We start from the raw sequence: 12,958 nt of genomic DNA on the forward strand, positions 1-12,958 counted from the left end.
TCGTCGGCGCAGATCAAGGATCGGAGACCGCTAGTGGAGAAGACCTCGCGTGAACCCGCGATGACCGATGTCGCACGACTCGCCGGGGTGTCGCACCAGACGGTCTCGCGCGTGCTCAACAACCACCCGAACGTCCGCGAGCAGACGAGGCTGCGCGTCCAGGCGGCCATCAAGGAACTCGACTACCGCCCCAACCGCGCGGCCCGAGCCCTCGTCACGGGAAAGACCCAGCTCATCGGCGTGGTGGCGCAGAACTCGACGCTCTACGGCCCGGCCTCGCTCCTGTCCGCCTTCGAGGAGGCGGCAGGAGGGGCCGGCTTCGCCGTCAGCGTGGGCAGGGTCAAGGTCCTCGACCGCGACTCGATCGCCGCCGCCGTGGAACGCCACCGCGACCAGCGGGTCGCGGGCATCGTGGTGATCGCCCCGACCTCCTCGGCGGCGGACGCCCTGGCCGACGTCCCGGCGGGCGTCCCCCTGGTCACGGTGGACGGCGACCCCGACCGCCCGACCCCGCTGGTCACGGTGGACCAGGCGGTGGGCGCGTTCGACGCCACGAAGCACCTGCTCGACGCGGGCCACGACACGGTCTGGCACGTCTCCGGCCCCGCGGACTGGTTCGACGCGGCGGGCCGGGTCGAGGGCTGGCGCTCGGCCCTCGAAGCGGCCGGTGCCGAGGTCCCGCCGGTGATGGCGGCGGACTGGAGCGCCGCCTCCGGCTACCGGGCGGGCCAGATGCTCGCGCGGATGCCCGAGGTCACCGCCGTCTTCTGCTCGAACGACCACCTCGCCCTGGGCGTGCTGCGGGCCATGAGCGAGCGGGGCAAGAAGGTTCCGCACGACGTGAGCGTGGTGGGCTTCGACGACGTCTCCGAAGCCGCGTACTTCATCCCGCCGCTCACCACCGTGCGGCCTGACTTCGCCGCGGTGGCCCACGAGACGCTGGGGTTGCTGCTGGAGCAGATCAGCGACGGTGAGACCACCCGTCCGCGCCGGACGGTGGCGCCTTCGCTGGTCAAGCGGGAGAGCGTGGGTCCGCCGCCTCGCTAGTGGGCGGAGGTTCGGCCGGGCAACGCCTGGTGTGGCCGGCCTGAGGTCGGTGCCCTGGGAGGTGTGCTCGTGTCCGGCGGGAGGTGGTCGTCGCAGGCCGTGCGCCCGCTGAACCGGCGCCTGGTAAGGGCGGGCCTGTGTCCGACCTGAGTCGGTCGCCGCACGCCGTGCGCCCCCAAGCCGGCGCCCTGTGCTGCGCCCACCCCGACCGGCCCCGCTCGCGTGCCCCGCACCGAGCCCTCTCCCCGCCGCGCCCCGGCGGCGCCCCCGCGCGCCCACTCCGCCCGAGGCGCCCGAGCGCGCCTCGGTTGTCGAGCGCTCACCTCCCGCCACAATCCTTTCCCCTCCAGGGAAATCACGATGTCCCCGGCACGTCTTGACTCGCCGATTGTTAGCGATAACACTCAGGTCGTGACTGACATGACGATCGACCGCGACGCGTGCGTGGTGGGTGTCGACTTCGGCACGTTGTCGGGCCGCGCCGTGGTCGTGCGGGTCCGCGACGGCGCGGAGCTGGGCACCGCCGTGCACGACTACCGCCACGGTGTGGTGGACCAGGTGCTGCCCTCGACCGGCCGGCCGTTGCCGCCGGAGTGGGCGCTGCAGGTCCCTTCCGACTACGTCGACGTCCTGCGCACCGCCGTCCCGCAGGCCGTCGAGGCGGCCGGGATCTCCGCGGACCAGGTCGTCGGCATCGGGACGGACTTCACGGCCTGCACGATGGTGCCGACCACCGCGGACGGCACGCCGTTGTGCGAACTCGAGGAGTTCGCGGGTGATCCGCACGCGTACGTGAAGCTGTGGCGCCACCACGCCGCGCAGCCGCAGGCCGATCGCATCAACGAGCTGGCGCGGCAGCGCAAGGAGCCGTGGCTCGCGCGGTACGGCGGGCTCATCTCCTCGGAGTGGGAGTTCGCCAAGGGGCTGCAGCTCCTCGAGGAGGCGCCCGAGGTCTACGCGGCCACCGAGCACTGGGTCGAGGCCGCGGACTGGATCATCTGGCAGCTCACGGGCACGTACACGCGCAACGCCTGCACGGCCGGCTACAAGGGCATCCTGCAGGACGGCGCGTATCCCACCGAGGAGTTCCTGGCAGAACTCAACCCGGGCTTCAGCACGTTCGTCAGGGACAAGCTCGACCACCCGTTGTCCGCGCTCGGCGACAAGGCGGGCACCCTCACCGCGCAAGCCGCCGGGTGGACCGGTCTGCGGGAAGGCATCGCGGTCGCGGTCGGCAACGTCGACGCGCACGTCACCGCTCCCGCGGCGCAGGCCGTGAACCCCGGCCAGATGGTCGCGATCATGGGCACCTCCACGTGCCACGTCATGAGCGGGTCCGACCTGCGCGAGGTGCCGGGCATGTGCGGCGTCGTCGACGGCGGCATCGTGCCGGGGCTGTGGGGCTACGAGGCCGGGCAGAGCGGCGTCGGCGACATCTTCGCGTGGTTCCTGCGCAACCAGGTGCCGCCGAGCTACCACGACCAGGCCCGCGAACGCGGCATCAGCGTGCACGAGCTGCTCTCGGAACTGGCCGCACAGCAGGAAGTCGGCGAGCACGGGCTCGTCGCGCTCGACTGGCACAGCGGCAACCGGTCGGTGCTGGTCGACCACGAACTGTCCGGTGTGGTCGTCGGCCAGACGCTCGCCACCAAGGCCGAGGACGTCTACCGCGCCCTGCTGGAGGCCACGGCGTTCGGCACGCGCGTCATCGTCGACACCTTCACCGACGCGGGCGTGCCGGTCACCGAGCTGGTGATCGCGGGCGGGCTCACCAAGAACTCCCTGCTGATGCAGATCTACGCCGACGTGCTGGACCTCCCGCTCTCCGTCATCGGCTCGGCACAGGGGCCGGCGCTCGGCTCCGCGATGCACGCGGCCGTGGCCGCGGGCGCGTACGGCGACATCCGCGACGCCGCCGAGAAGATGGGATCGGTGCGCCGCAACGTCTTCGTGCCCGACCAGAAGAACGTCGAGGCGTACGAACGGCTCTTCCTCGACTACCAGGAGCTGCACGACTACTTCGGCCGGGGTGCCAACGATGTCATGCACCGGTTGCGCGGGTACCGCCGTGCCGCGCTGGAGGGGAAGAGCTGATGTCACCCACCGCAGAGCTGCGCCGCACCGTCGCCGAACTGCACCGCGAGCTGACCCGCTACGAGCTGGTGACCTGGACCGCGGGCAACGTGTCGGCACGCGTGCCCGGCCACGACCTGATGGTCATCAAGCCCTCCGGGGTGTCCTACGACGAGCTGGGTCCCCACGCGATGGTCGTGACGGACCTGCACGGCACGCTCAAGGAAGGTGAGCTGGCGCCGTCGAGCGACACCGCGGCGCACGCGTACGTGTACCGGCACATGCCGGAGGTCGGCGGCGTCGTGCACACACATTCCCCCTATGCCACAGCGTGGGCGGCGCGCGGGGCGCCCATCCCGTGCGTGCTCACGATGATCGCGGACGAGTTCGGCGGCGACATCCCCGTCGGGCCGTTCGCGCTGATCGGCGACGACTCGATCGGCAAGGGCATCGTGGACACGTTGAGCACCAGCAGGTCGAAGGCCGTGCTGATGCGCAACCACGGCCCGTTCACCGTCGGTGAGACGGCCGTCAAGGCGGTGAAGGCCGCGGTGCTGCTGGAAGACGTCGCCCGGACCGTCCACTTCGCACTCCAGCTCGGCAAGCCCGACGTGATCGACCAGCAGCACGTCGACCGGCTCTACGAGCGCTACCAGAACGTTTACGGCCAGTGAGCCCAGAAGGAGAGCACATGGCGGACAAGCCCCAGATCTGGTTCCTCACCGGCAGCCAGCACCTCTACGGCCCCGAGACGCTCGACCAGGTCGCGGCCCAGTCCCAGCAGATCCAGCGGATGCTCACCGACTCCGGCCGGATCAGCGCGGAGATCGTGTGGAAGCCGGTGCTGACCGACTCTGGCGCCATCCGCGCGGTCATGCAGGAGGCGAACAACGACCCGTCGTGCGTCGGCGTGATCGCGTGGATGCACACGTTCTCGCCCGCGAAGATGTGGATCACCGGGCTCGACCTGCTGCGCAAACCGTTGCTGCACCTGCACACGCAGCTCAACGAGGCGTTGCCGTGGTCCACGATCGACATGGACTTCATGAACCTCAACCAGGCCGCGCACGGCGACCGCGAGTTCGCCTACGTGCAGACCAGGATCGGGGTGGCGCGCAAGACGGTCGCGGGGCACGCGAGTGATCCCGTGGTGGCCGAACGGATCGACGGCTGGGCTCGTGCCGCCGCCGGCGTCGCGCACCTGCGCGGCCTGAAGCTCGCCCGCTTCGGCGACAACATGCGCGACGTCGCCGTGACCGAGGGCGACAAGGTCGAGGCGGAACTGCGGTTCGGCGTCTCCGTCAACACCTACGGGGTCAACGACCTGGTGGACGTGGTCGACGCGGTGCCGGACGCGGGCATCGACCTGCTCGTCGCCGACTACGCGGAGGCCTACCGGCTGAGCCCGGAGCTGGCACGCGGGGGAGAGCGGCACGAGTCGCTGCGCTACGCCGCCCGCATCGAGATCGGCCTGCGGTCCTTCCTGGACGACGGCGGCTTCGGCGCGTTCACCACGAACTTCCAGGACCTGGGCGGGTTGCGGCAGCTGCCGGGCCTCGCCGTGCAGCGACTCATGGCCGACGGCTACGGCTTCGGCGGTGAGGGCGACTGGAAGACCTCCGCGCTGCTCGCCGCGGTGAAGGCGATGGGCACCGGCACGGGCCGCGGCACGTCGTTCATGGAGGACTACACCTACCACTTCGGGCCGGGCGAGCCGAAGATCCTCGGCGCGCACATGCTGGAGGTCTGCCCGACGATCGCCGCCGACCAGCCGTCCTGCGAGATCCACCCCCTGGGCATCGGCGACCGCGAGGACCCGGTGCGGCTGGTGTTCGACGCCGCGTCCGGACCCGCCGTCGTGGTCGGCCTCGCCGACATGGGCGACCGGTTCCGGTTGGTGGCCAACGAGGTCACGGTCGTCCCGCCGGACGAGCCGCTGCCGGCGCTGCCGGTCGCGCGGGCCGTGTGGAAGCCGGAGCCGTCGCTCTCGACCTCCGCGGAGTGCTGGCTCACGGCGGGCGGACCGCACCACACGGTGATGACGCAGGCCGTCGGGGCCGAGGTACTGCGGGACTTCGCGCAGATGGTCGCCACGGAGCTCGTGCTGATCGACTCTGCGACGACCCCGGCCTCGTTCGCGGACCGGTTGCGCTGGAACTCCGCCTACCACCGCCTCGCGCTGGGGATCAGCTGACGGGCGTGGAACTCGGCGATCTGCCGCCACGTCGCGACGGGGTTGGAGTACATGGGGAGCTGCCCGCTGTGCGGGATCTCCGCGAGCTCCACCCCGTTCGCGTCGAGCAGCGGCAGGTACGAGAGCCCGGCGCACTGCTCGCCGTAGAGGTACATCCGCGGGCAGGGCAGTGAGAGGAACTTCTGCAGCAGGTCGCCGTGGTCGGCCAGTTCGACCATGGAACGGAAGTAGCCGGCCACGGCACCGCGGCGGACCTTGTTCGGGAGGTTAGCCGCGTAGAGCCCACCGCCGTAGCAGGACGACGCGCGGGTGCGCTCGGCGAGCTGGAAGAGGTACTCACCCGGATCGCGGTGGTGCAGCGACTCCCGGCTCAGCACGCAGTCCTCCGGCGCGAGCACGCCCTTGATGTTCACGAAGCTCAGCACCCGGCCGGGTTCCGCGTGCGCCAGCAGGAGCGCGGTGAGCGCGCCGGTCGACTGCGCGACGACGTGGAACCGGCCGATGCCCGCGCGTTCGAGCACCGCACGGGCGGTCTCCACCAGGAACGGCAGGTCGATCGCCCCGAGGTCGCCGCACTCCGTGGCGCCGCAACCGGGTGCGTCGTAGGCGAGGAATCCGCGTGCGGCGAACTCGTGCCGGTGCGTGATGTCGAGGTAGTCCTCCTTGCTCGTGCCGAAGCCGTGCAGCAGGACGACGGGATCGCCGGAGCCCTCCCGGCGAACCGACGCGATCTTGAGGTTCACCCCGTGGATGCGGAGCGGGAGGTGCTCGTGGGCCACTCTGGCGGCCGATGGCATGGCTGTACCCCGGTTTCTCGCAGGTGCGGGACTGCGGAACGATCTGCGAGCATGCCAGCGCCTGTGAACGCTCACAAGTAGTTGAACCTTTCATTTTCCCGGTCCGTATTCCCCTTGTGCCGGCAGAAAACGTCCCCTACTCGTGAGGTTCGGATATGTCGAGAGCGCATGCACGACCGCAACGGAGCAAACGGGTGATCGTGGCCGGGCTGGGTGTCGCGGCGACCTTGACCGCGGTGACGGCGGCCGTCGCCTTCGCCGGTGGCGAGACCGCGACGGGCGCCGTGGTGTGCCCGCAGCCGGTCGTCCCCGCCGTTCCGGCCGCGGCGCAGGCCGAGGTGCGGCGGGAGCTGGCGAACCTGGACAAGCAGATCGCGGAGGCCAACGAGCGGCTGCGCACCTCTGCCGGTGAAGGCGGGCCGAACTTCGTGCAGAACGCGATCCTCGGTCCGTTGGCCAGCAAGCGCGTCGCCGCGCTGAACCGCATCGAGACGGCCATCGGCCGGGTCGCCGCGAAACCCGAGGGGCTGGAGAGGTTCGCGACCTGCGGGCTTGGTCAGGCACCCGCCGTGTCCGCACCGCCGACCACCTCGAAACCCGCCGCGAGCGGATCGAGCGCACCGGTGGCCGGTGGGGCGATCGAATGCCCGTCGCCCGTGCTCCAGGACGTGCCGGCGGCCGCGCGGGCCGAGGTCGACCGCGAGCTCGCGAACCTCGGCAAGCAGCTCGCGGAAGCGAACGAGCGGCTGCGCACCTCGGTCGGTCAGGGCGGGCCGAACTTCGTGCAGAACGCGATCCTCGGCCCGTTGGCGAGCAAGCGCGCCGCCGCGCTGGACCGGATCGCGATCGCCGTCGGCCGCGTGCAGGCGCGGCCCCAGGGACTGGAGCGCTTCGCCACCTGCTCGCTCAAGTGACTCTCCTCGGGGTTCGAGCGAGCGGCTGCCCGCAGGGGTGAGCGTTCCCAGGAGGCCTGCCGGACGGACGCGCCTCCGTCCGGCAGGACCTTGACGCACCAGTAGGTTCTCGATAGATGTTAGCGTGAACATCGCGCGTTCAACGGAGAACCGATGACCAGACTCCCTGCTCTGCTCGCCGCTTCGGCGCTCATGCTCTCCACCGCGACGCCCGTCACGGCCGCCGCCGACGCCGTCCTGGTGCGGCCGGATCCGACCTACCAGCAGGAGCCCTTCCAGGGCTGGGGGACGAGCCTGGTGTGGTTCGCCAACGCCACCGGCGGCTACCCGGACGAGATCCGCAACCGGTTGGCCGAGCTGCTGTTCGGTGAGGACGGCCTGAACCTCGACATCGCCCGCTACAACATCGGCGGCGGCAACGCCCCCGACGTGCCGCCGTACCTGCGGGCGGGCGCCGCGGTCCCGGGCTGGTGGAAGGCGCCGGAGGGGACCACGCGGGAGGACACCGACTGGTGGCGGCCCGGCGATCCGCGTTTCTTCGACGCGGCGGCGGATCCACGTCAGCGCTGGTGGGTCGACCGGATCAAGCGGGACGTGACGCGGTGGGAGTCGTTCAGCAACTCGCCGCCGTGGTTCCAGACCGTGAGCGGGTACGTGTCCGGCGGCTTCGACCCGAACGCGGACCAGTTGCGCGAGGACAGGATCGGCGACTTCGCGGCCTACCTCGCACAGGCGACCGCGGAGCTGGAACGCGCCCACGGCATCCGGTTCGCCACGGTCGACCCGTTCAACGAGCCCAACACCTCCTACTGGCGCACCACGCTCGGCCCGGACGGCAACCCGACGGGCGGGCGGCAGGAGGGAGCGCACATCGGGCCCGCGTTGCAGGCGAAGGTCGTGCCCGCGATGGCGGAGGCGTTGCGCGCCAACGGCCTCAAGGCGGCCGTGTCCGCCCCGGACGAGACCAATCCCGGCATCTTCGCCGAGAACTGGGCGGGTTATCCCGCCTCCGCACGCGCGCAGGTCGGCCAGCTGAACGTGCACACCTACGGCACGGCACGCCGCACGACCGCCCGGGACATCGCCAAGGGCGCGGGCAAGCCGTTGTGGATGAGCGAGGTCGACGGGCACTGGGGTGCAGGGCAGAGCTTCACGAGCATGGACCCCGGACTGGGGATCGCCGAGCGCGTGATCGACGACCTGCGCGAGCTGGAGCCGCGTGCCTGGCTGCTGTGGCAGGCCGTCGAGGACTACAACAACATGAGGCCCGGTGCCGAGTCTCCGGACGGCATGAACTGGGGAGTGGTGCAGATCCCGTTCGACTGCGGGCCGGGGGACACCCTGGCGACGTGCCCGGCGCGCGTGAACACGAAGTTCCACGCGTTGCGGAACTTCACCCACTTCGTGAGGCCCGGCGACCGCCTGGTGAAGGTGAACACCACGACGGACGTGGCGGCGGTGCGCGGCACCGAGCTGAAGTCCGTGGTGCACCTCAACAAGAGCGACCAGGCGCAGTCCGTGACGCTGGACCTGTCGGCGTTCGGGTCGGTGCGGCCGGGCGCGTCCGTGCGACCGGTCGTGACGGACCAGCACGGCGCGTTGGTCAAGGGCGCGGCCGTGAACGTGCAGAACCGCCGGGCGACCCTGTCCGTGCCCGCCAGGTCGGTCACCACCTTCGAGGTGAACGGCGTGAGCGGGGTGAACCGCGCGGCGGCGCTCGGTGGGGAATACCGGCTCACGGGGGTGCAGAGCGGCAGGTCCCTGGCGCCGTCGGGCACCTCGCTCGTCCAGCGCACCACCGATCCTTCCGCGGCGGACCAGGTGTGGCGCGTGGAGCGGCGTTCGGGCGGCTACGACCACCGCGCGCAGTTCTCGATCGTCAACGCCGCCACGGGGCAGCGGATCGCGGTGAACGGCGCCGACGTCGTGCTGGGCACCGCGGACGGGCCGGCCGCGAGGTGGGTGCTGTCCTCGACGGGGGACGGCACATGGACGTTCGTGAACGCCTCCACCGGCAGCCTGCTCGACGTGATCGGGGAGTCGCGTGAGGACGGTGCCCGGATCGGGACGTACCACGCGACCTCGGGGGCCAACCAGCGCTGGACCGCCGTTGCGCGCGGTTAGCGGCCTGCTGGCGCTGGTCCTGCTGGCGGGGTGCTCGGCGCCCCCGCCCGCACCGGCGCCGCCGACCCGCGCGTCCCAGAAGCCGCCGACGCTGGTCAACGAGCAGGTCCGCGCGGAAGGCGTGCTGCACTTCGTGCGGGACGTGGTCGACGGCCGGACCGTGGAGCTGGCGGACGGCACGAAGGCCCGGATCGCGCAGCTGGCGGCCCCACCCGCCTGCGGTGAGGCGGGCGCGCTCTCGTTCGCCAGGACGACGTTGCTGGCCAGCGCGGTGCGCATCAGCCCGATGCTGTCCGGCGACGTGAAGCTGACGCTCGAGGACGGCACGGACTACGCGTTGCTCGCCGTGCGGCAGGGCGCCCTCCGGGCGGAAGGAACCGACGGCGGCGCGCTGCTGACCGCCGAGTCCGAGGCGGCCGCCGCCGACCGCGGTCTGTGGGGCCCGCCCTGCGAAGCGCCGGCGGTCGCGCCCACCACCACGACGACGGTCCCGCCGCCACCGCGTCTCACGACCACCGCCGCGCCCCCTCCCGCACGGACGTGTGCCGTGTCGTACCGGCTGGCCGGGCAGTGGCCCGGTGGTTTCCAGGCGCAGGTGACCGTGCGCAACACCGGTACCGCCCCGATCAACGGCTGGGTGCTGCGCTGGACTTTCGCGAGCGGGCAGGTGGTCACCGAGATGTGGAACGCGACGCCGAGGCAGTCCCGTGGGACCGTCGACGCCGTGAACGCCCACTACAACCCGCTGATCCAGCCGGGTGGTTCGGTGGAGATCGGGTTCAACGGGTCGGCACAGCGCGGAAACGCCGCTCCGACGGGGTTCACGCTCAACGACCAGCCGTGCTCGGTCGCATGATCACGCGCTTTCGCGCACGACGAGCGCGGACGGGTAGAACGTCGTCTCGGCGGCGTCGCGGCGGTCGAGCACGGCCCGTGCCGCCGCGGTGGCGATCTCCTCCACGGGGTGGGTGCTCGTCGTGAGCGCCGGCCTGCTCAGCCCCGCGAACGCGATGTCGTCGAACCCGGCGACCGCCACGTCGTCCGGCACCCGCACGCCGAGCGCGTGCAGTCCGTCGAGGACACCGAGGGCGGTGAGGTCGCTGAGCGCGAAGACGGCGTCGGTGTCGGGCCACCGCGTCATGATCTCGACGGCGGCGCCGGCTCCCCGTGCCGCGGTGAAGTCACCGGGGACGACGCGGGGTTCGGCGCCGGTCGCCTCCAGCACCTGCCGGTAGGCCTCGACCGCGCGGTCGCCGCAGGGCAGCCACGACGGCCCGGTCACCATCGCGATCCGGCGCCGCCCGGTGCGCACCAGGTGCCGCACGACGCCGTCGGTGCCGGCGCGGTTGTCGACGTCGAACGACGGCACGTGCCGCGTGCCGACCCCGACCGCGGCGACCCGCCCGCGCAGGGCCCTCGGCACGGTCTCGAGCGCGGGCCGGGTCGGGTTCACCACCACCAGCCCGCCGAGCCCGCGGCCGTCGGCGAGCCGGGCGAGTGAACCGGGGTCGTGCAGGGGTAGCCAGTGCAGTGAGACACCGACCTCGCGCTCGGCGGCGACGTGCGCCGCCGACGTCAGCACGCGCCCGACGTACGGGTCGTCGAGCACGGCCGCGGTGCGGCCGATGACGGCGATGGCGAGGCGAGTGCCGGTCCGCGTGACCAGCGCGCGGGCGGAGGCGTCCGGCACGTAACCCAGGGCGGCCACCGCGGCGGTGACACGATCCCTCGTACGCTGTGATGCCGGTCCTTGTCCCGTGACAACACGTGAGGCGGTGGCCCGGGACACGCCCGCGGCCCGTGCCACGTCATCAAGCGTGGCGGTGCGTTCAGCCGTCATCTCAGCAGTATTGCGGTGGAAGCGCTTCCATGTGTGGGATAAGAACTTCTGTATCGAGAGAGGGAGGGACCGGGATGTCGGTCACGGTGCCGCGCAGTCACGTCCGAGCCGCCGCCGCGGGGGTGGCCGTCACGTTCGGGCTGAACGGCGTGGCCGTGGCGACGTGGTTCGCCCGCGTCCCCGCCGCCCGCGACGCGCTGGGCCTGACACCGGGCGCACTGGGATTGCTGCTGTTGTCGATGTCGGCCGGCGCCTGCCTGGCGATGCTCACCGCGGGCGAGGTCACGCACCGGTTGCGCCCGAAGCGCACCGTGGCCGTCGCGGCCGTGACCGTCGCAGTGGGACTCGCGGTGGCGGGCGTGGGCATCGGCGCCTACCCGTCGGCGATCCTCACGGCCGTCGGCATCTTCACCCTCGGCTACGGCTCCGGCCTGTGCGACGTGGCGATGAACGTGGAGGCCGCCGAGGTGGAACGCGCCCTCGGCAAGACGGTGATGCCGCGCTTCCACGCCATGTGGAGCCTCGGCACGGTCGCCGCGGCCGGTCTCGCGTCGTTCGTCGCCTGGGCCGCCCTGTCCGTGACCGCGCACCTGGTCGTGGTGGCTCTCATCGTGGCTGTGGGCACCCTGGTCGCCACCAGGACGTACCGGTTCGCCGGCGAGGCGGAACACGGCACCGGCAGCGGCGTCCTGGCCGCGTGGCGCGAGCCCCGCACGTTGCTGATCGGCCTGCTCGTGCTGGTGCTGGCGTTCACCGAGGGCACCGCGAACGACTGGGTGGCGGTCGCGTTCATCGACGGGTACGAGGTCGATCCCGCGCTCGGCGCGCTGGTGTTCGGCGTGTTCGTCACGACCATGACGTTCGGCCGGATCTTCGGGACCATCGCGCTCGACCGGTGGGGGCGTGTGCCGGCGATCCTCGTGTCGATGGTGCTGGCGGCGTCCGGGGTGGCGCTCGCCGTGTTCGCCGGGTCGTTCCCGGTGGCGATCGTGGGTGTCGCGGTGTGGGGGCTGGGGACCGCACTCGGATTCCCCGTGGGGATGAGTGCCGCGGCGGACGATCCGGCTCGGGCGGCGGCTCGGGTCAGCGTGGTGGCGGTGATCGGGTACACGGCTTTCCTGGCCGGGCCGCCTCTGGTCGGGTTCCTGGGCAACGAGGTCGGGGTGCTGCGGGCTCTGCTCGTGGTGCCGTTCTTGTTGCTGCCCGCGTTGGCGCTGGTGCCGATGCTGCGTCCGGTGAAGGCCGAGTAACCCGCTGGCCGTGGTGCGCGATAGCACCTGCACGTCGCCGGGTGGTCCGGCGGCGTGCCGTCGGCGAGTGGAGTTGTTCGCATGGGGTTGCCCGACTCGGAACTGGAAGCGCCATCCCCGGCGGGACGGATGGGCAAGGCGGCCGAGTACCTCGTTGCCGCGACGTGCATCCTGGCGTCGCGGGGCCGTCTGAACGTCGCGACGCAACTGATCGACGACGAGGGCATCGACCTTCTGTTCAGCTCCGCTGACGCCGTGACGAGCCTGGCCGTGCAGGTGAAGGCCCGCATGTCGACCAGCAAGCGCGTCAAGTCCGAGACGTTCATGGCGTTCGTCCGCACTCAGACGTTCCGGCCGCGGCCGAGCCTGGACATGTTGTTCGTGGCGATCGACGTCGACAGGGGCGCGATCATCGCGGCCTGGCTGGTCCCGAGCACGGTGTTCGCAGAGGAGGCGACCGAGTCGGTGACTCAGGGGCGGTACCGCTTCTACGCCTCGTTGAAGGAAGGCGGCCGCGACCGCTGGCAGACGTATCGGCTCGCCCCTGAGGAACTGGCGCCACGACTGTTGGCTCGGCTGCGTGAATTGGACGATCGAACAATCTGAACGTTCAACCATTCGACCGCATTCGATTCGAAAAAACGTCGAATACCGAGTCGAATTGTCGAATGAATTCACTTCGTTGACGCACGGCGGACGCATTCGTAATACTCGTTTCA

11 protein-coding genes are annotated in these 12,958 nt (G+C 71.3%); 9 read left to right on the forward strand and 2 right to left on the reverse strand.

Annotated features, from left to right (window positions below; translation table 11 throughout):
* The first annotated feature begins 60 nt into the window (after positions 1-60).
* The 4 genes from BMY74_RS25020 (at position 61) to araA (ending at position 5,314) form a co-directional block, all read left to right on the forward strand.
* Positions 61-1,047 carry a LacI family DNA-binding transcriptional regulator gene (locus BMY74_RS25020; RefSeq protein ID WP_089920307.1) on the forward strand — a complete coding sequence of 329 codons (987 nt, stop codon included), beginning with the start codon at positions 61-63 and terminating at the stop codon, positions 1,045-1,047.
* Positions 1,048-1,467: 420 nt separating this feature from the next.
* On the forward strand, positions 1,468-3,141 hold the full coding sequence (araB, locus tag BMY74_RS25025) for a ribulokinase (RefSeq protein ID WP_089920124.1): 1,674 nt from the start codon (positions 1,468-1,470) through the stop codon (positions 3,139-3,141).
* Entirely contained in the window at positions 3,141-3,794 is a 654-nt protein-coding gene (locus BMY74_RS25030; protein WP_089920126.1) for an L-ribulose-5-phosphate 4-epimerase, read from the forward strand. The genes araB and BMY74_RS25030 overlap by 1 nt, the downstream gene beginning before the upstream one ends.
* Positions 3,795-3,811: 17 nt before the next feature.
* Entirely contained in the window at positions 3,812-5,314 is a 1,503-nt protein-coding gene (gene araA, locus BMY74_RS25035; protein WP_089920128.1) for an L-arabinose isomerase, read from the forward strand.
* Here araA and BMY74_RS25040 read toward each other — a convergent pair.
* On the reverse strand, positions 5,284-6,111 hold the full coding sequence (locus BMY74_RS25040; RefSeq protein WP_089920130.1) for an alpha/beta fold hydrolase: 828 nt from the start codon (positions 6,109-6,111) through the stop codon (positions 5,284-5,286). The two genes, araA and BMY74_RS25040, sit on opposite strands and share 31 nt — an antisense overlap.
* A gap of 194 nt (positions 6,112-6,305) precedes the next feature.
* Here BMY74_RS25040 and BMY74_RS25045 point away from each other — a divergent pair, with 194 nt between their 5' ends.
* The 3 genes from BMY74_RS25045 (at position 6,306) to BMY74_RS25055 (ending at position 10,005) form a co-directional block, all read left to right on the forward strand.
* A complete protein-coding gene (locus BMY74_RS25045) occupies positions 6,306-7,025 on the forward strand; it encodes a hypothetical protein (protein WP_218159729.1) in 720 nt (239 codons plus the stop codon).
* 153 nt (positions 7,026-7,178) lie between these two features.
* A complete protein-coding gene (locus tag BMY74_RS25050; protein ID WP_089920133.1) occupies positions 7,179-9,149 on the forward strand; it encodes an RICIN domain-containing protein in 1,971 nt (656 codons plus the stop codon).
* Positions 9,136-10,005, forward strand: coding sequence for a cellulose-binding domain-containing protein (locus tag BMY74_RS25055; RefSeq protein WP_089920134.1), 870 nt, complete (start codon positions 9,136-9,138; stop codon positions 10,003-10,005). The genes BMY74_RS25050 and BMY74_RS25055 overlap by 14 nt, the downstream gene beginning before the upstream one ends.
* On the opposite strand, the gene BMY74_RS25060 is transcribed toward BMY74_RS25055, so the two are convergent.
* A complete protein-coding gene (locus BMY74_RS25060) occupies positions 10,006-10,989 on the reverse strand; it encodes a LacI family DNA-binding transcriptional regulator (RefSeq protein WP_089920136.1) in 984 nt (327 codons plus the stop codon).
* Between the two features lie 74 nt (positions 10,990-11,063).
* Between BMY74_RS25060 and BMY74_RS25065 the strand changes: the two genes are divergently transcribed.
* Together BMY74_RS25065 and BMY74_RS25070 are read left to right on the forward strand one after the other, a co-directional pair.
* Positions 11,064-12,239, forward strand: coding sequence for an MFS transporter (locus tag BMY74_RS25065; protein WP_089920138.1), 1,176 nt, complete (start codon positions 11,064-11,066; stop codon positions 12,237-12,239).
* Positions 12,240-12,320: 81 nt separating this feature from the next.
* A complete protein-coding gene (locus tag BMY74_RS25070; RefSeq protein ID WP_089920140.1) occupies positions 12,321-12,845 on the forward strand; it encodes a hypothetical protein in 525 nt (174 codons plus the stop codon).
* Positions 12,846-12,958 lie beyond the last annotated feature (113 nt).

The organism is Lentzea albida, assembly GCF_900111005.1.
In the GTDB taxonomy this organism is placed as follows: Bacteria; Actinomycetota; Actinomycetes; order Mycobacteriales; family Pseudonocardiaceae; genus Lentzea; species Lentzea albida.

What these genes read in the sequence shown, in the direction of transcription:
- BMY74_RS25020 (WP_089920307.1), top strand. Translation starts at nt 61, where the DNA reads ATGACCGATGTCGCACGACTCGCCGGGGTGTCGCACCAGACGGTCTCG.
- araB (WP_089920124.1), top strand. Translation starts at nt 1,468, where the DNA reads ATGACGATCGACCGCGACGCGTGCGTGGTGGGTGTCGACTTCGGCACG.
- BMY74_RS25030 (WP_089920126.1), top strand. Translation starts at nt 3,141, where the DNA reads ATGTCACCCACCGCAGAGCTGCGCCGCACCGTCGCCGAACTGCACCGC.
- araA (WP_089920128.1), top strand. Translation starts at nt 3,812, where the DNA reads ATGGCGGACAAGCCCCAGATCTGGTTCCTCACCGGCAGCCAGCACCTC.
- BMY74_RS25040 (WP_089920130.1), bottom strand. Translation starts at nt 6,111, where the DNA reads ATGCCATCGGCCGCCAGAGTGGCCCACGAGCACCTCCCGCTCCGCATC.
- BMY74_RS25050 (WP_089920133.1), top strand. Translation starts at nt 7,179, where the DNA reads ATGACCAGACTCCCTGCTCTGCTCGCCGCTTCGGCGCTCATGCTCTCC.
- BMY74_RS25060 (WP_089920136.1), bottom strand. Translation starts at nt 10,989, where the DNA reads ATGACGGCTGAACGCACCGCCACGCTTGATGACGTGGCACGGGCCGCG.
- BMY74_RS25065 (WP_089920138.1), top strand. Translation starts at nt 11,064, where the DNA reads ATGTCGGTCACGGTGCCGCGCAGTCACGTCCGAGCCGCCGCCGCGGGG.
- BMY74_RS25070 (WP_089920140.1), top strand. Translation starts at nt 12,321, where the DNA reads ATGGGGTTGCCCGACTCGGAACTGGAAGCGCCATCCCCGGCGGGACGG.